This is a genomic window from Vibrio quintilis, assembly GCF_024529975.1.
Lineage (GTDB): Bacteria > Pseudomonadota > Gammaproteobacteria > Enterobacterales > Vibrionaceae > Vibrio > Vibrio quintilis.
Genome location: NZ_AP024897.1, coordinates 2957070 through 2977558, shown reverse-complemented (window position 1 = coordinate 2977558; position 20489 = coordinate 2957070). Strand labels below are relative to the sequence as shown.

Sequence of the window (20489 nt, the reverse complement as noted above, 5' to 3'; positions counted from 1 at the left end):
GATTTTTTACTCTGATTATGTATTTATAGAGAAATTTTTTTCACTGTCGGGAAGTTCTTCATTCTGACATCGTACATTGCGGAAAAGTTATGGAATTAGATAAAACGGACCGCCAGTTATTACATTTATTACAGCAGGATGCCGGTCTGTCTCTGAACGAACTGGCCGATGCGGTTCATCTGACGACCACGCCGTGCTGGAAGCGCCTCAAAAAGCTGGAAGAGTCTGGTGTCATCAAAAAGAAAGTCGCGCTGTTAGACCCGGAAAAGATCGGCCTGATTTTTACCGCGTTTATGATGATAAAAATCAGTGATCACTCCCACGAATGGTATGTCCGGTTTGTTGATATCGTGGCCGATTTTCCTCAGGTGATGGAATTTTACCGTATGGCCGGAGAATATGATTACATGCTCAAAGTTCAGGTGCAGGATATGCGCAGCTTTGATGCTTTTTATAAAGAGCTGGTGAACCGGATTGAAGGGCTTACCGACGTCACATCAACGTTTGCGATGGAATCACTCAAATACACCACCGAACTACCGTTGTAACGTTGACCTGAAGGCTTCAGCCAAAAAAGAAAGCGATCAATAAAATCACCACCAGAAAAACGCCCAGATATTTCAGCAAAAGCCCCAGGTTTTTTGTGCCACCGGGTGGTGGCTGATTACAGCATCCCATTGATTATTCCCTGACATTGATCAATCGGGACACCATAAAGCCTTCCCCGGGGGAAAGGTAAAGCAGAATGTTAATCTTTTTTGTTGAATCGCATCACACCTTCCTGCATTGCACTGGCAATCAGGTCGCCCTGCTGGTTGTAGATTTCTCCCCGGACCAGTCCGCGTCCACTGGCTGCATTCGGACTTTCGATGGCAAACAGCAGCCATTCATCCATTTTGACCGGGCGATGGAACCAGATCGAGTGATCAATCGTTGCAACCTGAAAATCGGGTGTCATCAGAGTGATGCCGTGCGGCTGCATCGCTGTGGTGATAAATCCCCAGTCAGACGCATAACCCAGTAAGTACTGATGTAGCAACTGATTATCCGGAAGCTGACCGTTCGAACGAATCCACAGATACTGTTTGGGCTCAATTTTCTCTGGCTTGAGCGGATTCACCACATGTACCGGACGGATTTCAATTGGCTTTTCCCCGCCAAACAGCTTTCGGGCTGCCGGTGGCATATGGTCGGCAAACTTTTCAAACAAAGCCGATTCAGACAGGTAATTTTCCGGCCCCGGGATATCCGGCATGGTATTTTGATGTTCGAATCCGGTGGCTTCACAGAGATGATAGGAAGCGGTCAGGAAGAAAATCGCCCGGCCATTCTGCATCGCTTTCACCCGGCGGGTACTGAAACTTTTACCATCACGTAAATTTTCCACATCATAGATAATTGGCAGATCGGAATCTCCCGGATATAAAAAATAGCTGTGAAATGAGTGTACGGTCCGGTCGTGGGGCACTGTATAACGCGCGGCAGAAAGTGCCTGCCCAATCACCTGACCGCCGTACACCTGAGGCAGTCCGAGATGTTCGCATTCGCCCTGATACCGGCCATCCTGCAAGGGGGTAAGTTCAAGAAGTGTTAACAGATTATCGAGTGCCTGAGTCATGTGAGACCTTACTTAAAAAGGTTCCGGTCGCTTGTTATCTGCGATGGCTGCATGAATGACGAGCATGCCGGAGAAGAAAATTGATTGAGCGAGCATAATATGTTTCATCCCGGAGAAGCAATATCGGGAACAGGATTGAAGAGATTATTTTAACAGCAACAAATGACATTCAGGTGATCATCAATCAGGTTTCATCCTGTTCCGGTTGCCAGCGGTAGCGGCGCAGCGATATTTTTCCCGGGGCGGTGAATTCAACGCCGTCAGTGAGTAAATGCTGACGCTGGCGGTCATAATCCGGGCCGGTTAAAGAGATTTCACCTTTGCTGTTAATCACCCGGAACCAGGGCAGGTGTGATCCTTTGGGCAAATGGCCCAGTGCTTTGCCGACATGGCGTGCATAACCGGGGTAACCCGCCATGCGGGCGATATCGCCGTAAGTGCTGACTTTTCCTGCCGGTATTTGCCGGATCACGGTATAGATTTTTGTGAGAAATGCATCCATGGTGAAGGTTTCCTGATGAGAACAGCCGGGAAATACTACAAAAAAATATGTCTTATTCAAATAACGAAGTTGACTCTGAATACGTATCTCTGGAACATAACTATACCCAAGCAACCTGAATCTTGCATCTTCAGGTTGCTTGGGTATAACTATTTTATTGCAATGAGTTCAGGGACATGTCTGCAAAGTTCAGCGAAATCATTAAATTGATCGGTAAAGGAAAAAAGGCCGGGCAATATCTGACCCGGGAACAGGCACGAGAGGCGATGAGCCAGGTGTTGCGTGGTGAAGTGACACCCGAACAGACCGGCGCATTTCTGATGCTGCTCCGGGTGCGGGAAGAGTCATCCGAAGAGCTGGCGGGTTTTCTTGCCGCCTGCCGGGAACATGTGATCCCGGCGTTTGACTCAATTAATCATGTTGATCTGGATTTAGGCTGCTACGCCGGTAAACGGCGACATCTGCCGTGGCTGGTTCTGGCGGTGATGGCGCTGGCGCAGCAAGGGTATAAAATCTTTTTGCATGGCACGCAGGAGCCGGAGTCGCAGCGTTTATATCTCAGCGCAGTCTGGCAGGCCTTCGGCTGGCCGGTGGCAACCACGGTGGCTCAGGCAAATCAGCAACTGGCTGAGCGCGGCTTTTGTTATATGGATTTACACCACATTCATCCGGCGCTTTATGATTTGATTCAGCTCCGCCGTCTGTTTAGTCTGCGCTCGTGTGCCAATACATTGAGCCGGATGCTGAACCCGGCAGGTGCACCGTACAGTTTGCATGGTGTCTTTCACCGGGAATTTGATGCCCGCCATGCTGAAGTCGCGCAACTGGCCGGGGATTCCGGTGTCGCCTGCTTCCGCGGTGATGGCGGCGAAGTGGAAGTCAGCCCGGAGCGGGCGTTTACTCTGTATAGCTGTTTCGACGGCCAGCTGGTCACCGACGATTTCCCGCCGTTGCTGACACGCACGCAGACCAAGCCCAGAGCGCTGGAACCGCAACAGATGATTCCGCTCTGGCGCGGGGAGGCTGATGATATTTACGGAGAAGCGGCCGTTATTGGAACCATTGCCGTGATGCTGCGCCTGACAGAACAACTGCCGGTGGCAGAGTCGCTGGAGAAAGCCAAAACAGTATGGGAGAGCCGTGATCGCCACTGGCCTGAGCCCGTGTAAATCACAGGAAATCGCTTAATCCCTGCGCGGTTGAATGCGGCAGGCTGCGTTTTCAGAGAATTGCGCTTGCAATGCCGGGGGCGATGATTAATAATCACCCCCGCTTTCGGCAATCGCTGAAAACACCGAATCTATGGAGGCCTTGGTCCTCCCGCAACGCTAACTTGTGAACTTGGTCAGGACCGGAAGGTAGCAGCCACAGCAGGCGACGCGTGTGCCGGGATGTGGCTGGGGTCTCCGCCCAATTTGTCGCTGAACCATAAGCTGTCCTAATAAAACCATAAAGTGTCCTTTTAAAACCCATAAGATGTCCTAAACTTAATTTGGTTGTTTTTTTACAACATTTAAGAGGCATTCTATGTACGTTTGAAACCTTCGAAAACCCTCTCCCAATAAGAATGTTTTTAAGTTTGTGTCGCCCGCCGCGAAATTTGGCAAGTCTGAACGGGTAAAATGGCAAAGAGTTTCTTTTATCGTTTAGATTACCTGTTAATTGAGTCAGTCAATGCCAGCCAGATAAACGGATTGGTTTACCTGACTGTAACTCTGCCTGTGTTTAGTTGTTATTCAAGGTAAGGGCAAACGTAAACATCAACGATGTTAAAGTTAATATTGCTATCTCCACCATCAATTTTCTCTTTCAGAACCACTTCATATGCCTGTTGTCTCAAGCTGGGCGGAACAATAAGCAACGTCGGACGAATATGCATTGGTCTGTTTTGGTGGTCTTTGCGAGATGTCATCATCTTATAGACAGCATTAAAATTATCTGTATTGAGTGCTTTATGTGACGCTGCTGCTAGTTGCCAGGATGAGAACCCTGCATTACCACGCGCCCGAATACCATAAAGAATTTCATCATGCATAAACACATGATCACTTTCTGCCGGATTGTTTTTTGCTTCCAGTTCTGGCTTGGTTCGCTCCTGCCAAATCAGAGGCTTTAATGCTCTGCTTGCATCAATCAAATACCAAGCTGAACCATTAGCTTTTGTGCCGTCAGAAAACAAATTGCTTTGGTTTATCTCCCCCCTTCCTACGGGATGTTTATCAGAGAAAAATGGCTTTCCGTCAAAGCAAAGTTCGGTAAAACCAGTTTTCAACAATCCAAAAATATGTTCGTTTGGAAACTCGGATGCTTCCCGCCCCATATCTTCAAATACCGGTGAATATTTACCATAGTCATTATCCTCATAGTCTTCACGGGGGATGCCTATCGTGGCCTCAAACTTACGGTTAGGTATCTGGTAGTTGTGGTTCTGAAGTTTATTGATCTCTCTGTCTCCTAGCCACTCTCTGATTTTTGGGAATCTATCGAGAAAACCGTAGCCAGTTGTTGATGTCTGAGAAGGGATCACTGTGGCTATTTTTGTATAGTCTGTTAGTGCGAGTTCTACGCCTTTATCAAAGCGAGCATTAAAGGCTGTTGATGCACCAATTACCCGTGACTTTAGATCGTTCATTAGTCTCTATCCTTTACTTTTAAAAATTCTTCTTTGGTTGTTCCGGTTAATTTACAGGCTAGTTTTTCTTCCTGCGTTCTCTGGTCGTCAAAGCTCTTGTGTAGAAATTTGATTCCATCTGTTTGCCTATGATGTAGGTGTGCAAACCCAACACCGCAGTTACTAAGCTTTTCAGTCATGAGTTTGAATTTCTCAGGGCCAAAGCTGCGACGCATAAGGGTAAGCTCATTTTCCATCGCTCTCGGAAATATGTATTTTCTCCTGGCCTCATTTACATCATCTTCTACTGCTCTGGCAGCACGACTTAGTGCGCTTTCAATTTCATCTTGGTCTACTGATTCGAGGTTATATTCTTTCTTCAGGGCAGTGATTAATTCATTTCCTGTCGGAGTAGATAAAGAGGTATCTATATTAGTTGCTGATAAACTGTTGTTATTATGCTGATGAGATAGTTTTGCTTCTAATGGAAGCGCTGGCTCATTGGTGAGGGCGACATTTCTAATGCTTACAATGGTTCCGTCTTTTGTTGTTCTTAATGTCGGTGAAATATAACGAAACTCGCCTTGCTGAATTTTATCTCTTGCTGTAGCAGTCCAGCTTACATCTGCAATAATTGCTGATTCAGTCAAAGATAGTTTTTTTATCCATCCCGCAGCAACACCACGCATTGAACCTTCACTTTTTAAAGAGTCGTGCTCATAATCAACCAGCATATCGATACCTTCTTTTTTAGAATTAATAACGACAGCAGATGGGTTTGTTAATTTGAAGGCTCGTCCGTCATTTGTTGTTATTATTTCCTTCACCGGAAGAATTTCAATTCTGGACGATAATGAAGTTGTTTCACTGAGTGACGCTGTTACGATCTTTTCATTGTTCATTTTAGATGCCTTTGAGTTAAATTTGACCGTATATCTATATTCTGTTTTTCAAACAATGATAAATGGTGTTTAAAAGCCGTTTAAAAACCAATTATCTGTAGTGATTGCTTACATTGGAATAAATGTACACATTAGTTTATTAAGTCGTTCAGAGGTTATTACAGGGGCTTATAATGCTTTGCTTAATTTTTCTGGTTAACTCAAGTTTGCATCGCATCTGTCTGAATTGAGTGTTTTTCCATACGAGCACATATCTCATAAATTGTCTTAGGAGATTTTTTATATAGTTTAGCGATTGTATTTACTGACTTACCTTTCTTCCTTTCTGAATAAATAGATATAGATGTTAGATATTCTTGTATTTTATCTGCTTTGGGAAAATAACGCTGACAACCACCAAATGACTGCATCAGATAAAAAGCTACTTCAACTGCATTTGCTTCTTCATTCATACCAATGGTTGATAAAGCTTGTTGTACTAATTTATAAAATTCCAATACACTTTTATCCCAATATTTATTTGGTGATGATGGTGGTGTTATATTTCGTATTGAAAAATACTTGGTGTTTTCATGGCAAGTTTTTTTTAATGTGTTTGACTTTAATATTTCATTTATCGTCTTATCTGACAAATGATATTCTTGTGCCAAATCATGAGTGTTAAAACCATTGAATTCATTCTGTATGATAATATTTCTTAGAGATTGTTTTATTTTGTTTGCTTTAGGTAGATAGAATTGAATTCCACCGATGTTATCTGAAATTAATAATGTTAATAATAATGGTGCTTCTTCCGGGACTGATTCATAATCGGAAAGAAATAAATCTAGTGTCTCGTACAAGCCACTTAATTCATCTGGCCAGTTTACACCGGATTCTTGAAAATTATGGATTATCGAGGGATCTTTGGTGACTTTATCAATGATTTTTTTTGTTAAGTAATTGTCCATAAGAAATCTACCTGTGCTGTTTCTTTGAACAAATATATAGAATTACATTGGGTGAGCCGGAATAACGTTCGTTTATCTAATTAGGGAAGTTTATTCTTGAAAATAAATTATTAGTAAAAATAAAGCCTACCAAAGCATAATTTCTGATAGGCGGATATTATGAATTTTAAAGTTTTAACTCAATAAATCATTTGAAATTGTTTTCTGAGAAACGCCTAGCCGCTTTGCAATTTCAGTTTGAGTAAGGCCTTCTTCATTATACATTTCATGTACAAGATCCCGGCGTTCCTCAACTGTAAGCTTGTCACAAATAGTCATGCTCTGGCTTCTAAATCCGTTATTGGTATTGGATGAAACATTATTTATAGTTGTTTCTATTACAATTTTTTCGCCTTCATTATTATAACCCTCAACTATTCTCTTTCCGCCGCGTATTGAAACTGAAATATTATCCGGTAAAAGCATAGCGGCTTCTGATGGTAGTAGAGCTGTAGAATGAGACGGTGAAGAAGGTGGTTTTGCCATAATGATTCCTTAATGAAGTTACTATACATGCTAGTATATATAATCAATGTTTTTTTCGATTTTTTTGTTTGAACATTATTTAAACGGATAAAACTTCTGTTCGTTCTGATCCCACAGGCCATCATGACGAACAATAGGTGCTAACCTGCCTGTATCTTTGATGAGAAACCACTCAATTTCTTTACCCGAAGATGGACTAAGCCGTTTCTTATTTGGTGCTCTCGATTTCTCTATCACATATCCGCCTTTTACAAGGTAAGTCAGATAATTTCTTGCGGTGTTTTCACCTATTTCCAGAGTGGATAATAAGTCAGATACAGTGAATTTTTTACTGATTTTCATATTATTCCATAGCTTTTGACGATTGGTTTTTTTGCTCCGAATTTTGATTTTACCACCCGGAGATTTTCCCCATACTGGCGGTTCATCGGTTGAGACCTGATACTTAAACGGGCGTCCTACATGTCCGGTGCCATCCGTTTTATGAATAAGACCTTTTTGAATGAGTCCGTGAATCGCGTTTCTACATGGTGTAATTGGGATATCCAGATGTGCTGATAAGTCTTCCGCACGGCAGTTAGGATGGGAGCTTATATACTCCCATATGGCTTGACGAATATTCATTTACTTTTTCTTGGAATAACAAAAGGGGATGAGCATCTACGATGTATCAGGCCTTTTTCGGGGCTGATGTTTTCTCTAGAGCTGCTTCAATCAGATCTTCAATACAAAATGCAACTCGGTATCGCTCATCGCTGTCCTCTTCAAGGGCTGATCTCAAGGCGTTTGTTACAGCGCTTGCTTGAAGCAATATACTTTTTAAATCATAATCTTCGCGTTTCATCTACATTACTCCCTGTATCAGTTGATCGGTAAGGAGATGCTTTCCTATAAAGGCCAAAAGAGGAGAGGGGCTTTTACCAGAGCAAAGCAGATGTTTTTGTACACTGTGATTAACAACAGTGTTAGGATTAGTTTTATCCATAGCTGATAGTCCTTATATCAGTTGTGGTGAAGCCCCAATGGTGTTGCCGCACTGTTGGGGCTGACTTGTTTATAGAGTCTTGATTATGTACTATGTCCGTACATACTTACTTTAATATTATGTCCGTACATATGTCAAGTGATAATGAAAAGCTGTACCTACAACGATTTGAAATGCGTCTTTCCAGAACACTGAAAGAACAATATGAGCAAGCTGCCGAAGTTGATAATGCAATGTTTCGTGGTAAGCCTTCTGTTGCTACGTGGATCAAACAATTAGCAAATGAACGTATAGAGCAATTGAAGAAGGAAGGGAAGATTTGAATTGCCTTTAAATACAACAGCTTATTTATTGATCATGTTTGTACTTAATTATCTGATTTTTAATTTTTTATGTGAAATCGGATCAGTGATCCGATTCCAGAGAAGTTAAATCGGATCTGCTCATTTACGAAATTGTATTAATTTTGTTTTAGTAACAATAGGTTAGATTCGTTTACTCCTATAATAAGATACGTTTTTTGCCATTTTATCTGGTGCGGTGAGTAAAAATTGAGCTGAAAAAGAAGTGTTCTTTGCCATTTTAAACGTTCTTTAAATTCGGAATTAATGTAAGCGCTCAATACTCGACACCATTGAACCCAACAACCCGGGGATTTAACCTCTGGCGATATTCCACGGAAGAAGAGATTCAACCTGTTCAACAGTTTCCGCATAGGGCAGTTTGCTCAGGACAGTATGAAGATAATCATATGGCTCCAGACCATTCAACTTTGCCGTTTCCACCAGGCTGTAGCAGACCGCACTGGCCTTCGCGCCCTGTGAGCTGTCGGCGAACAACCAGGCTTTACGTCCAATCACGAACGGGCGGATGGCATTTTCCGCTAAGATATTGCTGATTCGCAACGTTCCGTCAGTGCAGTAAACCACAAGCTTCGGCCACTGATTGAGCATATAGTTGATAGCTTTTCCGGTCAGGCTGTCTTTCGGCATTTTTCCGGTATATTTTTCAAGGAAGGCTTTGAGTTTTTCCAGTACCGGTACGCTGTGTTGCTGACGGTAAGCGACCACCTGCGCCGGCGTATACTCTGTCTTTTCTTTCAGGTCACTGATTTGTCTTTCAATATGATAGAGCTTGTTGATATAGCTGAGCGCCCTGTCCGCCTGACTGACCTTCGCTTTCTTTCCCTTCGGCTGCGCTGCCTGAGCTTCGGTAAATTTACGCCGGGCATGGTCCATACAGCCGACAGCGGTCAGCCCGTATTTCTCACAGGCAGCATGGTACCCCGCATAACCATCGGTGTGCAGGTAGCCTTTAAATCCTTCAAGTAATTCAACCGGAACGTTTCCGCCACGGGAAGGCGCATAATGGAACAGCACACTGCGTTTATCCGGCGGACCACCCAGTGACACCCACATATATTTATCAGAGGTTGCTGCCTTACCCGGCTCTTTCAGTACCTGAACCGGGGTTTCATCCATATTGATAAGATGCCCGGCATTCTGATAATCCCGCAGCAGGTTTACCAGTGGTTGAAGCACCTGCGCGGATTTCATCACATAATTTGCCAGCGTGGCTCTGGAGATATCCCCGCCATAACGGCTGAGCATCTTTTCAATCCGGTAAAGGGGCAGACCATCGACATATTTGGCTGTGAGCACATGGGCAATCAGCCCCACACTGCCCAGTGACCCCGGCAGCGGATGTTTGGGGTGTGCGGCCGTGATGATGTGCTGCCCTTCACCGGTTGAGAACACCGCTTTTTCCTGCATATATTCCAGTACACGAACTTTGGCTGGCACGATGTCCAGCTCTTCTTTCACTTTGGCGAAGAAGGTGCTTTTGGCGCCCATTTTTTCTTCGTCAGTCAGGTACAGGAAGATTTGCTCGCGGGGTAAATCAGCTGACAGTGGTTTGCGGCCGCGGGGTTTTGGGGAGGTATTTTTCTTCGGGTCTTGTTTTTCGTGCGCATCCAGCTCAGGGTCAGTGACCAGCTCGGCTTCATCGAACAACAGGTACTGAGACGGGTTGGTTTTCTCGCTCGAAGGTGTAAAGCGTTTGATTTTCAGCAGCCGGACGACTTCTTCAAGGATGGCGATATGTTCTGACTGAGACTGAAGTTGTGCTTCTTTTTCGGCTAACTGTGCACGAAGCCACTCAATTTCAGACCGGTTGTCAGCAGAAGAAGTCACGATTAAAAATACCTTAAGCTATTGTTTTAACAGGTATTCATTATATCAGAATTAAACATCAATGTCGCTAAAAGAGCGCCTCGTAATGCAATTTTTTATGGCCTTTCATCAACGAGATATCATAGCCATCCAGCAGCCAGTTGATTTGCTGTCCGGTGAGTGTGACAACCTCTTCTTCTGGTTTCGGCCAGCGGAATTTCTCTTCGGCGAGCGCTTTATAGTAAAGGACAAATCCGTTATCTTCCCACAACAGACACTTGATTTTATTGTGTTGGCGGTTGGTGAAGACATACAGATGACCACTGAACGGGTTATGCCCGAGCTCCAGCTCAACCAATGCACTGAGACCGCGGTACGATTTACGGAAATCCACCGGCTCACGATAAAGGAAGACCTGCACCAGTGCCGGGTCAGGACGCAGTGTCATATTGCTCATTGCAGTGCCTCCAGTAACTGGATAACGGTAGAGAGATTGGAAGATTGAATGTCATGAATGGTCACCCCGCCCGGCAGAGAAAGCGACAGCCCGGTTGTTGGCATTGTCTGCTCAATCCGGGCGACGGCAAAACCCGCCGTGACTGTTGGGGTGTTTTGCTCCGGTGCTTTTTCGTGGCGTTGTGCTTTGGTTTTCCAGTAATAAAAAGCTTTAGCGCTGAGATGGTGTTCCCGGCAGTATTGTGCCTGCGTCATGCCGGATTGTTTCCAGGATTCAATATGTTTCAGCCAGATATGGGGGTTAAGGGAAGCCATAGTGTTTAGTCTCCATCAATCATGTCGGCAGACATGATGCGGAGTTCTGTTTCACAATTGAAGTCTGTGGAGTATTAAGCGCTTACGAATTAATTCTCTTTTCAATCCCTTACTTTCACTGGCTTTGTCTCACAAATTCCGACTTAATCCGGTTTATTCCTTATTTGCCATATTATGTGGAGGCTTACACTACCGTTACAGATTACCTCTATAGGAAATATTTACCCCCTTTTAGAGGTAACTACAATTAGTTGTCTCGCTGTTCTTTTTCGACTTGCTGATCCTGAATAATCTTAAGCAGAGAAGGTAAAAACTCTCGTTCTACAAAGGATTCGTTGTTCCAAATTTTGGACTTCATCAGCGCTTTAGGGCAGTGGAAAAGCAGTGAGTCTATAGTGACTTTAACCACCAATTTTGGCTTGGTTTTTCCGTCAAGGCATAGATCTCGAATCTCGTCATCAATATGAATAGAGGCTGTACCTTTCACCCGTACCACATCTTCGACACCAGAAACTATAAACAGCAAGCCTACTTTGGGATTGGTGATGAGGTTAGTTAAGGTATCTAAACGGTTGTTGCCTGGGCTGTCTGGGAAAGCCAGTGTTTTATCATCCAAAACTTTGACAAACCCTGTATCACCGCCGCGTGGAGAGATATCTAAAAATCCATCTTGATTAGTAGACGAGAGAAAAAACAGTCTGCTGTTTTCAATGAAAGTTCGAGTGTGCTGGTCAATGTGTTTAATGTCTTTAGCCATAGCCAGTGGATGAGGTGTGCTATAGAGCTCTCTTAGTTCTTCCAGTGTCGTTATTTGAGTCATTTTACTTTCTCTGTTTTTATACTTTCGTTTTGGTTATCAGTCGTAAACTATTTGTAAATGATACTTAGTGTCATTTGAAATTAGTTTGCATTATCATGTTCTAACTCACAGGACAGAGTCAAATGCCATCTCGGACGAGATGCCGCTGTAATAAAGTTGACGCCAAAATCGAAGCCACCATATGTTAAATCTCAAAGCCATTTTTACCGTTTTAGTTTTCTCTTTAACCACCACAATCAGTCGGGCTGAAGATAGCGTTAGGTATCCCATTAAAATTCAGCACGCTTTTGGTACAACGATCATCAAGCAAAAGCCAGTGCGGATTGCGACGGTTGCTTGGGCGAATCATGAAGTACCTCTTGCGTTGGGCGTAGTACCGGTTGGTTTCGCTGCGGCGAAATTCGGTGATGATGATGGAGATGGTGTGCTGCCTTGGGTAAAAGCACGCTTAGATAAGTTAGGTGCACAAACGCCAACACTATTTGATGAAGGTGATGGTATTGATTTTGAAGCAGTTGCTGCGACGCAACCGGACGTGATTCTTGCAGCGTATTCTGGTTTGAGTCGCTCCGACTATGAAACGCTGAGTATGATTGCACCAGTGGTGGCATACCCCAACGCACCTTGGTCTACGGACTGGAGAAGTATGATCCGTATAAACAGTGCTGGTATGGGGATGTCGAAAGAAGGGGACAATCTGATTGCGAGTATTGAACTAGATATAGCCTCACGTGCGGCACAATATCCAGAGCTGAAAGGCAAGTCCGCGATGTTTATTACCCACTTAGATCCGACGGATCTGAGTGTGATTCACTTTTACACTGGCAACGATACGCGAGTGAAATTCTTCAGTGACTTAAATCTACTCTCATCACAAAGCATTAGCGATTTGAGTCATTCAGGACAATTTTCAGGTGAAGCCAGTATTGAACAAATCGACGCATTTAACGATGTCGATATCTTCGTTACCTATGGCGGAGAAGAGCTACTGAAACCACTCTTACATAATCCATTGATGGCAAAAATGAATGCGGTTAAACATGGTTCAATTGTCATGCTTGGTAGCGGACCGCTAGCCACTGCTGCCAATCCGACCCCGTTATCCATCTCTTGGGTTTTGGATGATTATCTTGAAGCGTTGGCTGCGGCGGCACGCAAAGCGCAATGAGTATATCTATTTCCAAAAGTAATCAGTTTTCGCTGTGGGGTTTTGAACTATCGCGTTCAGTGACTCTCGGTGTTTTATTTGTCGTTTTGTTTCTTTTGTCTCTACTCTCAGTCGCGTTAGGGACGAGAGAAGTCTCTTGGGCTGAAATTTTCAGTGCTATTCAAGGAAACCTAAATACCGTAGGTGAAGCAGCGGTTGCTATGCGTATTCCTCGCACCGTATTGGCAGTGATTGCGGGTGCTTCTTTAGGTTTAGCGGGAACTGTGATGCAGGGTGTCACTCGCAATCCGCTCGCAGACCCTGGCATTCTTGGCGTCAATATTGGAGCTTCATTTTTTGTTGTCATCGGATTGGCTTGGTTTGGGATGAATCAAATTCAGAGCTATGTCTGGATGGCAATTCTGGGAGCAGCACTGACTGCCGCATTTGTTTACACCATCGGCTCTATGGGGCGAGGTGGAGCGACACCGCTTAAGTTAGCGTTAGCTGGCGCTGCAACGTCAGCGGCTTTGTCCTGTTTTACTATTGCGGTGGTGTTACCACGCAATGATATTGCAGGTGGGGCTCGTTCTTGGCAGATAGGAGGTGTCGGTGGTGCGACATTTGAAATCATCGTACTTGTGCTGCCTTTTTTGATCGTTGGCTTAGTGATTACCACATTAACCGCGAGAAAACTAAACAGTTTGGCACTGGGGGACGATCTGGCTGCTGGCTTGGGTGAGAATGTGGTTCTGGCTCGAAGTGCTGCTGGACTTGGCGCAATACTGCTCTGTGGTGCGACAACAGCAATTTGTGGACCGATAGGCTTTGTCGGTTTAGTTGTGCCGCATTTCTGCCGTCTATTGGTGGGTGTAGATCATCGCTGGTTGTTGCCTTTCTCAGCGGTAGGTGGTGCAAGTCTGCTTCTACTGGCAGACATTGTTGGGCGAATCATTTCCCGTCCGAGTGAATTATCTGTTGGCGTAGTAACTGCGTTTATTGGTGCGCCATTTTTTATCTGGATAGTGCGTCGTCAGCGAGTTAGGGAACTATGATGTCCGCTGAATTATTTCTATTACAAAGGGTGAAAAAAGCTCGTCAGCAACGTATGCGATGCTGGGCTCTAATCATTGTTGGTTTAACCATTTTAGCGGTGTCAGCTTGGTGCTTAACGTTGGTGTTAGGGCAATCTTATACTCCACCATCTATCGTCTGGAAGGTATTACAGGGCGAGAATATTCCCGGTGCGAGTTTTACCGTTGGGCATTTGCGATTACCGAGAGCGGTAATTTCCCTACTGGTTGGGATGAGTTTTGGCTTAGCGGGTGTCGCATTTCAGACCATGTTGCGTAACCCATTAGCCAGCCCAGACATTGTGGGTGTAAGTTCTGGAGCCAGCGCTGCAGCAGTTTTTGCAATCATAGTTCTTAATATGGATGGCTCTGCCGTTGCGGTTTTCTCCATTTTGGCAGGTTTGGCAGTTGCCCTGACTGTTTATGGGCTCGCTTATAAAAATGGTGTGGCGGGGACGCGTTTGATTTTGGTCGGTATTGGCGTTTCAGCCATGATTGAAAGCTATATTGCTTACCTTTTGTCGCAAGCGTCATCGTGGGATTTACAAGAAACGATGCGTTGGTTAACCGGAAGTGTCAATTCAGTACAACTTGATCAAAGTGTAGCGTTGTTGGTATCACTGGTTATCTTCGGTGGCTTACTGCTGAGTCAAACTAAGTCTTTAGAAGCATTAAGAATGGGGGACGATACCGCTGCGGCGCTGGGTGTTAACGTCACCTTCACGCGTATCACCGTTATTGTCTGTGCCGTCGGTTTGATTGCGGTCGCGACCGCCGTTACTGGGCCTGTCGCATTTGTCGCCTTTCTTTCCGGACCTATCGCTGCTCGCATTGTCGGTTCTAACGGATCTCTACTCGTTCCTGCTGCGCTGATCGGTGCCGTATTAGTGTTAGCTGGAGATTACATCGGACAATTTGTTCTTCCAAGCCGCTATCCGGTTGGGGTTATCACGGGTGCGTTGGGTGCTCCATATCTTATTTATTTAATTATTCGCGTTAATCGTAAAGGGGGAGCGTTGTGACCAAAGCTCATGAACTTGTAGTAGAGCAGCTGTCTGCTGGTTATGGCGAAAAAACGATAGTAAAAGATCTCTCGTTTAAGATTGTTCCGGGAAAAATCACTTCAATTGTTGGGGCAAATGCCTGTGGTAAATCCACACTGTTAAGAACCCTATCTCGGTTATTAACGCCTTCAAACGGTCAAGTTTTGCTTGATGGAAAATCGGTACATAAAAGCCCAACACGAGCATTAGCTCGCACTTTGGGTTTATTGCCTCAGTCTCCGATAGCTCCAGAAGGGATCACTGTCGGTGATCTTGTCAGTCGTGGGCGTCATCCGCATCACGGCTTAATGTCTCGTTGGAATAGTAAAGATGACGAAGCGGTCGCTAATGCTTTGGAGGTTACAAAGCTTACTGACCTGATAGACAGAGAAGTTGATGAGCTGTCAGGCGGGCAGCGTCAGCGTGTGTGGATTGCCATGGCGCTAGCGCAGGAGACGGACATCTTGTTACTTGATGAGCCGACGACATTTTTGGATGTGACTCATCAAGTGGAAGTGTTGGATTTGCTGGTGGACCTGAATCTACAGCGCGGGATCACTATTGTGATGGTTTTGCATGATCTTAACTTAGCGGCCCGCTATTCAGACTATCTGCTGGCGATGATCAACGGACAGGTTCACGCACACGGTGAACCTTCAAGTGTGCTGACCAATGAGACCATTCAGGCGGTATTTGGTTTGAACAACCACATCATTATCGATCCGGTTTCGAACATTCCTATGATGATTCCAATCGGTCGGCACAAGCTGAAATAACGGATACGTCAAAGACAGCAGTTAGTTGGACAGTAGCTGCAGAAACTCCATCAGAGCCGGATTATCAGAAGTATTTTTATATACAAAGCTTAGTGGTGATGTGTGGGGTAATACATCCAGCGGTGTATAACAAAGCATATTTGATGGTCGGGTAAAGTGTCGTTCATTGACAATAGCCACCCCATTGCCCGCCGCTACTAAACCTAACATGGTGCTTTCGCCGTGCGCCCACTGGGTCACTTCTGGTGACCAGCCAATTTCTTTGAACAGGATTTCTTGCCAGTCGTAATAGTAAGGGTCAACGCTTCTTGGTAACCCAACTGAAGGCAACAGATTAAGTTCTTCAATCGTGGCTGAAGGTGATAGCGTTTTTCCCCAACTGGCAGGATACGCGAGAACTAACTTGTCCTGTGCGATAGGTTGTACCGAGTACTCCGAAGACAACTCTGCGAAATGATAAAGAAAGGCACCATCGATTTGGTCTAGCTCTAGCCGTTTTAGTAGCACCATAGGTGTATCGGAATAGACTTCCAGTTCAACATCATGGTTGTCATGACGGAACTGATTGACGCACTGATTGATTTGCCCTTCCCACAGAACAAAATCAGGAGCGCCCAAAGCCAGAGAACCATATTCCGTATGGGTAAACTGACGCACACGCTCGTTAGCGTCGTCAATTTGCCTAATTATGGCGCCTAACTGCTTCTGATAGATTTTCCCTGCGCGATTTAGCCGTAATCCTTTTGGTAAACGATCGAACAATAGTACGCCTAGTTCTGTTTCTAATTCTTTGATTTTTCTTGATATGGCCGGTTGGGTAACGTGCACTTTCTGCGCCGCTAAGCGAATGTTCTGTGTTTCAGCGACAGCTAAAAAGTATTTAAGGTGGCGTAGCTCCATCAGGCTATTTCTCTCTCGGCATCGGTTGATAACTATATATCAATTTAATTTATTACAAATAGTAAGCATTATCATTTGCATTATCAATAGTATGAAATAACAATAAAAATTAGCAGTATAGGATTATTAAAAATGGAAGATATCAGAAGTAGTAAGGAACGTAGGAGTGCGATGCACTTACTTCTTTGTTTTGTTCCTGTTCTTTCTTATTCAGGTTCTGTTTATTCAGAAGTTCAAGATAGTGTTCAAGAAGACCAAGCTTACCGTGTAAACACCATTACGGTTTATGGGCAACCAATTGCAAATAATGCCGATACCACGGTTGCAGAAGAGCTGTGGGTTGGCGGCAAGGTTGCAACCAACGTACATGATACGCCTGCATTAGTTTCGGTTATCACGGAAAAAGAGATAAACCAGCGCAACGCCACCACGACAGAAGAAATTTTGCAGTATTCACCGGGTTTGGTGACTGATTATTACGGTTCTGACGATCGTAACGATTACTTTAAGATTCGTGGTTATCAGGCTACAACCTATCGCGACGGGATGACACTCGGTTCGATGCGAGGTGTACGTGAAGATCCTTATGCGTATGAGCGAGTTGAAGTGATTCGCGGAGCAAACTCAACACTGTTTGGCCCTGCAGATCCGGGTGGTTCAGTGAACTTTGTCAGCAAGAGACCTAAATTTGAGCGTTTCGGAAATACTTATGTTGCGTATGGTTCATTCGACAATAAAGAGATTGGTTTGGATTTTGGCGACACACTGAATGAATCCGAAACCGTCGCGTACCGTTTTACCACCAAAATCAAAGACAGTGAGCTTGAATATGATCATTCAAAAGACAACTCTCAGCTTGTGATGGGAGGTATTACGTGGCAACCATCTGTACAGACTACGGCAACTCTAATCGTTGATTATCTTGGCCGAGACACCACACCGAACAGTGGTGGTTATCCATTAGACCGTGAATATGACCGCAGTGAATTCTACGGTGAACCTGACTACAACAAGCACGATGTAGAACGCACCAACATTACCGCTCAAATTGCTCATCATTTTGACAATGGTATCTCTCTAAGCGGTAATTTGCGTTACAGCAAGCTAGAAGACGATTTTGGTTATGTCTATTTGTATGATTACGAAGGAAGAACGGGGAGCGATATTGCTCGTTACTATTTCGGAACCGATACACAGTCAGAGCAGCTTATTGGTAACACCATTCTACAGTACGATGCGAGTTTTGAGCGTGTTGATAGTAGCACCCTGATTGGACTAGAGTATCGTGATGCCTCCACCCAGGATGCCTCAGTTTATGGGACGACAAGCAGTATAAACATCGATAGCCCTTCGTATTCAGGCAGTCCGACGATTGGCGCTCCTTACAGTAAAAATGATCAGGATGAGACTACAAAATCGGTGTTCATTCAGCAAAACTTATCTTTGGATGACCGATATATCCTGACATTGGGTGCTCGCCACGATTACATGGATTTAGCAAGTCGCGATATCAGCAATAGCTATTCAAGCGATGAGTTCTCCGAAACTTCTCTGCGCGGCGCCTTTACTGTAAAAGTGACGCAAGAGTGGTCTACGTATATCAGCCAGGTTGAATCGGTAGCACCACCAAGTATTGGTGTAAAACCTGAGCGAGGCGAGCAGTTAGAAGTGGGTGTTAAATTTGCACCACTGAGTATGAATGCGCTGTTTTCTGCTGCGGTTTACGATCTGGAGAAGAATGACGTCACTATGGCGATTGTTCAGGACAACGGCACAATTGAACGTGAGACTATCGGCGAGACGCGTGTTCGTGGTCTTGATTTGGAAGCAAAAGCAGAAATTACAGACAACTTCAATGTCACTGGTGGATACTCTTACATGAAGTCTGAAGTGGTTCGCGGTAGTACTCGTAGTGGTGCGGTTCTAGATGGTAATGAATTTGCCACCGTGCCAAACCATAGCGCTTCCTTCTGGGGTTACTACACGTTGCCAATCGAAACTATGGATATTGGTTTAGGTACTCGTTATGTTGGCTCATATTACTTTGATGCGGCGAACACGAAGAAAAGTGAAGCTGCAATGCTATTTGATGCGGCATTTGCCTATCGAATTTCGAAGTCTGCTCAGCTGTCACTTAACGTACACAACTTAACGGATAAGCAGTATGTGGTAGGTTCTGGTACGGCAAACTACTACAACCCAGGTCGCTCGTTTAATGCTTCTTTAAATTATTCTTGGTGATAAGACTCTTGCGCTGAGAATTACTAGACAACTAATTTAGATGTAGATGAAAGTGCTATAGCCGCAGTATTATTAATTCTGCGGCTTCTTTTATCAATAGGTTGAATGTTCCTTTACTGAATCATCATTTGACATACTTATTGTTATCTGAAAAGAACCCTAACAGATCCCGTTTGTAACTTGGAATAACAGATCCCGTTTGTAACTTGGAATTGTCCCAAAATGAGTCTCGATAAGGATCCTATAGCTCATGTTGTAATTCATTTTGTAATTTTTCTACATTGGGTATTAACAGAAACCCGGATAGTGGCAAAAAAGGACCTTATGCCTTTATTTCAGGACACTTTATGGTTTTAGTAGATTTATAACCTCTTGATTTTATGAATGGCGTTGGGACAGCTTATGGTTTCAGCATCACAATTAAGCCCGTCCGGGCAAATTTTCTCTTTAATTTTGGTTTGTCGTTTTTGGATCTTTCGGTTCAACGGCTTTGTTTGTTACGCCGCAGGCTTTTACACTCTTCTGCATCGGCCGTTTTGTTTTCTTAATGCCATATTGGTCAGGTTAATCAACAATGCTTTTGAGGTGAAGTTCCCTTCGCCAGACTCTCGTGATAACATTGCAATGTTATATTATTACATTATTGCGTTGTGACCGGGATGCCTGAACCTATACTTTCTGTCAATAAACTTTGCCTCGCTGATTCTAAACGTACGTTTTTCAGTGATATCTCTTTCGATCTATACCAAAGCGAAGTGATTGCCATTATGGGGCCATCGGGTATTGGTAAGTCTATGCTATCGAAAGCGGTCGCTGGGTTTCTGCCATCCGATATTTCTGTTGAAGGTAGCGTCGGTCTAAATGCGGTTGAAGTCTGCGGGCTGGCTATGCTGCAACGTTCGGCATTTCAACGTCCGGCGGTTATTTTCCAGGACGCTTTAAAAGCGCTCAATCCTTTGGCATCAGTAGGGCAACAGTTATGTTTAGCGCTCACTGGCAACAAAACCCGTTTAAATTCAGCAAACCGAGAGACGGTATTGTCTCTGCTCGATCAGCTGGGGTTTGCTGAACCAGCCTCGATACTCAAGTTGTATCCTGGCCAGTTATCAGGTGGTCAGCGTCAGAGAGTTTGTATCGCCATTGCTTTACTTGGTAGTGCAAATCTCATCATCGCTGATGAGCCAACCAGTGCGCTTGACCCAATCACCGAAGCTGAAATTCTTAAGCTGTTTCATACCAGCGTCAAACAGCGTGATATCAGTGGACTGCTGATCACTCATGATCTCTCAGCGGCTCTGGCGTGCGATAAAATTCTGGTGATTGCTGATAGCAGCGTGGTCGCGTATGGCGAACCGTGGCATGCCATTTCCCAAAGCCAACATCCTTTCTGCCAACAATTGGCAAAGTTACTTCCTTAACCTGGAATTGGAACCTGTTTTGAATAAGAAACATCA

Annotated in this window: 22 protein-coding genes and 1 other RNA gene; 10 read left to right on the top strand and 13 right to left on the bottom strand. The window is 44.5% G+C overall.

All coding sequences use genetic code 11. The features are described from left to right. Positions 1–89 precede the first annotated feature (89 nt). Positions 90–548 carry an Lrp/AsnC family transcriptional regulator gene (locus OC443_RS13715; RefSeq protein WP_073581638.1) on the top strand — a complete coding sequence of 153 codons (459 nt, stop codon included), beginning with the start codon at positions 90–92 and terminating at the stop codon, positions 546–548. Positions 549–748: 200 nt separating this feature from the next. Here OC443_RS13715 and tesB read toward each other — a convergent pair whose 3' ends face one another. Together tesB and OC443_RS13705 are read right to left on the bottom strand one after the other, a co-directional pair. Next, positions 749–1618: an acyl-CoA thioesterase II gene (gene tesB, locus OC443_RS13710; RefSeq protein WP_073581640.1), complete on the bottom strand. Its 870-nt coding sequence runs from the start codon at positions 1616–1618 to the stop codon at positions 749–751. A 184-nt stretch (positions 1619–1802) separates the two neighbouring features. Then, positions 1803–2120, bottom strand: a complete 318-nt coding sequence (locus OC443_RS13705) for an MGMT family protein (RefSeq protein ID WP_073581642.1) — start codon at positions 2118–2120, stop codon at positions 1803–1805. A 176-nt stretch (positions 2121–2296) separates the two neighbouring features. Here OC443_RS13705 and OC443_RS13700 point away from each other — a divergent pair, with 176 nt between their 5' ends. After that, positions 2297–3289, top strand: a complete 993-nt coding sequence (locus tag OC443_RS13700) for a glycosyl transferase family protein (protein WP_073581644.1) — start codon at positions 2297–2299, stop codon at positions 3287–3289. 140 nt (positions 3290–3429) lie between these two features. Next, positions 3430–3526: signal recognition particle sRNA small type (gene ffs, locus OC443_RS13695), an RNA gene on the top strand. Between the two features lie 326 nt (positions 3527–3852). On the opposite strand, the gene OC443_RS13690 is transcribed toward ffs, so the two are convergent. The 6 genes from OC443_RS13690 to OC443_RS13665 all read right to left on the bottom strand — a co-directional run bounded on the left by OC443_RS13690 (position 3853) and on the right by OC443_RS13665 (position 7952). Then, the gene (locus tag OC443_RS13690) at positions 3853–4752 is read right to left on the bottom strand and encodes a Mu-like prophage major head subunit gpT family protein (protein ID WP_073581646.1); all 900 of its coding nucleotides are present in this window, start codon (positions 4750–4752) and stop codon (positions 3853–3855) included. Then, a complete protein-coding gene (locus OC443_RS13685) occupies positions 4752–5633 on the bottom strand; it encodes a phage protease (RefSeq protein WP_073581648.1) in 882 nt (293 codons plus the stop codon). Before OC443_RS13685 ends, OC443_RS13690 begins: the two co-directional genes overlap by 1 nt. A gap of 200 nt (positions 5634–5833) precedes the next feature. Next, a complete protein-coding gene (locus OC443_RS13680; RefSeq protein ID WP_073581650.1) occupies positions 5834–6583 on the bottom strand; it encodes a Mor transcription activator family protein in 750 nt (249 codons plus the stop codon). A 174-nt stretch (positions 6584–6757) separates the two neighbouring features. Further along, positions 6758–7108 carry a sigma factor-like helix-turn-helix DNA-binding protein gene (locus OC443_RS13675; protein ID WP_083601570.1) on the bottom strand — a complete coding sequence of 117 codons (351 nt, stop codon included), beginning with the start codon at positions 7106–7108 and terminating at the stop codon, positions 6758–6760. Positions 7109–7183: 75 nt separating this feature from the next. Beyond that, positions 7184–7732 (bottom strand): helix-turn-helix domain-containing protein, encoded by a 549-nt coding sequence (locus tag OC443_RS13670; RefSeq protein ID WP_073581654.1) that lies wholly within the window; start codon positions 7730–7732, stop codon positions 7184–7186. Between the two features lie 46 nt (positions 7733–7778). Next, positions 7779–7952 carry a hypothetical protein gene (locus OC443_RS13665; RefSeq protein WP_159440315.1) on the bottom strand — a complete coding sequence of 58 codons (174 nt, stop codon included), beginning with the start codon at positions 7950–7952 and terminating at the stop codon, positions 7779–7781. A gap of 272 nt (positions 7953–8224) precedes the next feature. Between OC443_RS13665 and OC443_RS13660 the strand changes: the two genes are divergently transcribed. Then, positions 8225–8416: a hypothetical protein gene (locus OC443_RS13660; RefSeq protein ID WP_143169277.1), complete on the top strand. Its 192-nt coding sequence runs from the start codon at positions 8225–8227 to the stop codon at positions 8414–8416. 333 nt (positions 8417–8749) lie between these two features. Here the strand turns inward: OC443_RS13660 and tnpC are convergent, their stop codons facing one another. From tnpC to OC443_RS13640, 4 genes are all read right to left on the bottom strand, one after another. Then, complete coding sequence (gene tnpC / locus OC443_RS13655; RefSeq protein WP_073585476.1) at positions 8750–10285, bottom strand: IS66 family transposase; 1536 nt, start codon at positions 10283–10285, stop codon at positions 8750–8752. A gap of 67 nt (positions 10286–10352) precedes the next feature. Continuing rightward, on the bottom strand, positions 10353–10721 hold the full coding sequence (tnpB, locus tag OC443_RS13650) for an IS66 family insertion sequence element accessory protein TnpB (protein ID WP_083601724.1): 369 nt from the start codon (positions 10719–10721) through the stop codon (positions 10353–10355). After that, a complete protein-coding gene (gene tnpA / locus OC443_RS13645) occupies positions 10718–11035 on the bottom strand; it encodes an IS66 family insertion sequence element accessory protein TnpA (protein ID WP_073585475.1) in 318 nt (105 codons plus the stop codon). Before tnpA ends, tnpB begins: the two co-directional genes overlap by 4 nt. Before the next feature lie 247 nt (positions 11036–11282). Then, complete coding sequence (locus OC443_RS13640) at positions 11283–11855, bottom strand: MSMEG_1061 family FMN-dependent PPOX-type flavoprotein (RefSeq protein WP_073585402.1); 573 nt, start codon at positions 11853–11855, stop codon at positions 11283–11285. Between the two features lie 181 nt (positions 11856–12036). On the opposite strand from OC443_RS13640, the gene OC443_RS13635 reads away from it, so the two are divergent. Genes OC443_RS13635 through OC443_RS13620 form a run of 4 tightly spaced genes read left to right on the top strand, consistent with a single transcriptional unit; the run spans position 12037 to position 15894 of the window. After that, the gene (locus OC443_RS13635; protein WP_073585401.1) at positions 12037–13023 is read left to right on the top strand and encodes an ABC transporter substrate-binding protein; all 987 of its coding nucleotides are present in this window, start codon (positions 12037–12039) and stop codon (positions 13021–13023) included. Next, entirely contained in the window at positions 13020–14057 is a 1038-nt protein-coding gene (locus OC443_RS13630) for a FecCD family ABC transporter permease (protein WP_073585400.1), read from the top strand. The genes OC443_RS13635 and OC443_RS13630 overlap by 4 nt, the downstream gene beginning before the upstream one ends. Then, a complete protein-coding gene (locus OC443_RS13625) occupies positions 14054–15097 on the top strand; it encodes a FecCD family ABC transporter permease (protein WP_073585399.1) in 1044 nt (347 codons plus the stop codon). Before OC443_RS13630 ends, OC443_RS13625 begins: the two co-directional genes overlap by 4 nt. Beyond that, a complete protein-coding gene (locus OC443_RS13620) occupies positions 15094–15894 on the top strand; it encodes an ABC transporter ATP-binding protein (RefSeq protein ID WP_073585398.1) in 801 nt (266 codons plus the stop codon). The genes OC443_RS13625 and OC443_RS13620 overlap by 4 nt, the downstream gene beginning before the upstream one ends. A gap of 21 nt (positions 15895–15915) precedes the next feature. On the opposite strand, the gene OC443_RS13615 is transcribed toward OC443_RS13620, so the two are convergent. Beyond that, on the bottom strand, positions 15916–16794 hold the full coding sequence (locus tag OC443_RS13615; RefSeq protein WP_073585397.1) for a LysR family transcriptional regulator: 879 nt from the start codon (positions 16792–16794) through the stop codon (positions 15916–15918). A 132-nt stretch (positions 16795–16926) separates the two neighbouring features. Between OC443_RS13615 and OC443_RS13610 the strand changes: the two genes are divergently transcribed. After that, on the top strand, positions 16927–19035 hold the full coding sequence (locus OC443_RS13610) for a TonB-dependent siderophore receptor (protein ID WP_083601716.1): 2109 nt from the start codon (positions 16927–16929) through the stop codon (positions 19033–19035). Positions 19036–19694: 659 nt separating this feature from the next. Next, positions 19695–20453: an ATP-binding cassette domain-containing protein gene (locus tag OC443_RS13605; protein WP_073585395.1), complete on the top strand. Its 759-nt coding sequence runs from the start codon at positions 19695–19697 to the stop codon at positions 20451–20453. Positions 20454–20489: the final 36 nt, after the last annotated feature.

Excerpts from the sequence above, each read along its gene's own strand:
- OC443_RS13715 (WP_073581638.1), top strand. The coding sequence starts at position 90 with ATGGAATTAGATAAAACGGACCGCCAGTTATTACATTTATTACAGCAG.
- tesB (WP_073581640.1), bottom strand. The coding sequence starts at position 1,618 with ATGACTCAGGCACTCGATAATCTGTTAACACTTCTTGAACTTACCCCC.
- OC443_RS13705 (WP_073581642.1), bottom strand. The coding sequence starts at position 2,120 with ATGGATGCATTTCTCACAAAAATCTATACCGTGATCCGGCAAATACCG.
- OC443_RS13700 (WP_073581644.1), top strand. The coding sequence starts at position 2,297 with ATGTCTGCAAAGTTCAGCGAAATCATTAAATTGATCGGTAAAGGAAAA.
- OC443_RS13690 (WP_073581646.1), bottom strand. The coding sequence starts at position 4,752 with ATGAACGATCTAAAGTCACGGGTAATTGGTGCATCAACAGCCTTTAAT.
- OC443_RS13685 (WP_073581648.1), bottom strand. The coding sequence starts at position 5,633 with ATGAACAATGAAAAGATCGTAACAGCGTCACTCAGTGAAACAACTTCA.
- OC443_RS13680 (WP_073581650.1), bottom strand. The coding sequence starts at position 6,583 with ATGGACAATTACTTAACAAAAAAAATCATTGATAAAGTCACCAAAGAT.
- OC443_RS13675 (WP_083601570.1), bottom strand. The coding sequence starts at position 7,108 with ATGGCAAAACCACCTTCTTCACCGTCTCATTCTACAGCTCTACTACCA.
- OC443_RS13670 (WP_073581654.1), bottom strand. The coding sequence starts at position 7,732 with ATGAATATTCGTCAAGCCATATGGGAGTATATAAGCTCCCATCCTAAC.
- OC443_RS13665 (WP_159440315.1), bottom strand. The coding sequence starts at position 7,952 with ATGAAACGCGAAGATTATGATTTAAAAAGTATATTGCTTCAAGCAAGC.
- OC443_RS13660 (WP_143169277.1), top strand. The coding sequence starts at position 8,225 with ATGTCAAGTGATAATGAAAAGCTGTACCTACAACGATTTGAAATGCGT.
- tnpB (WP_083601724.1), bottom strand. The coding sequence starts at position 10,721 with ATGAGCAATATGACACTGCGTCCTGACCCGGCACTGGTGCAGGTCTTC.
- tnpA (WP_073585475.1), bottom strand. The coding sequence starts at position 11,035 with ATGGCTTCCCTTAACCCCCATATCTGGCTGAAACATATTGAATCCTGG.
- OC443_RS13640 (WP_073585402.1), bottom strand. The coding sequence starts at position 11,855 with ATGACTCAAATAACGACACTGGAAGAACTAAGAGAGCTCTATAGCACA.
- OC443_RS13635 (WP_073585401.1), top strand. The coding sequence starts at position 12,037 with ATGTTAAATCTCAAAGCCATTTTTACCGTTTTAGTTTTCTCTTTAACC.
- OC443_RS13630 (WP_073585400.1), top strand. The coding sequence starts at position 13,020 with ATGAGTATATCTATTTCCAAAAGTAATCAGTTTTCGCTGTGGGGTTTT.
- OC443_RS13625 (WP_073585399.1), top strand. The coding sequence starts at position 14,054 with ATGATGTCCGCTGAATTATTTCTATTACAAAGGGTGAAAAAAGCTCGT.
- OC443_RS13615 (WP_073585397.1), bottom strand. The coding sequence starts at position 16,794 with ATGGAGCTACGCCACCTTAAATACTTTTTAGCTGTCGCTGAAACACAG.
- OC443_RS13610 (WP_083601716.1), top strand. The coding sequence starts at position 16,927 with ATGGAAGATATCAGAAGTAGTAAGGAACGTAGGAGTGCGATGCACTTA.
- OC443_RS13605 (WP_073585395.1), top strand. The coding sequence starts at position 19,695 with ATGCCTGAACCTATACTTTCTGTCAATAAACTTTGCCTCGCTGATTCT.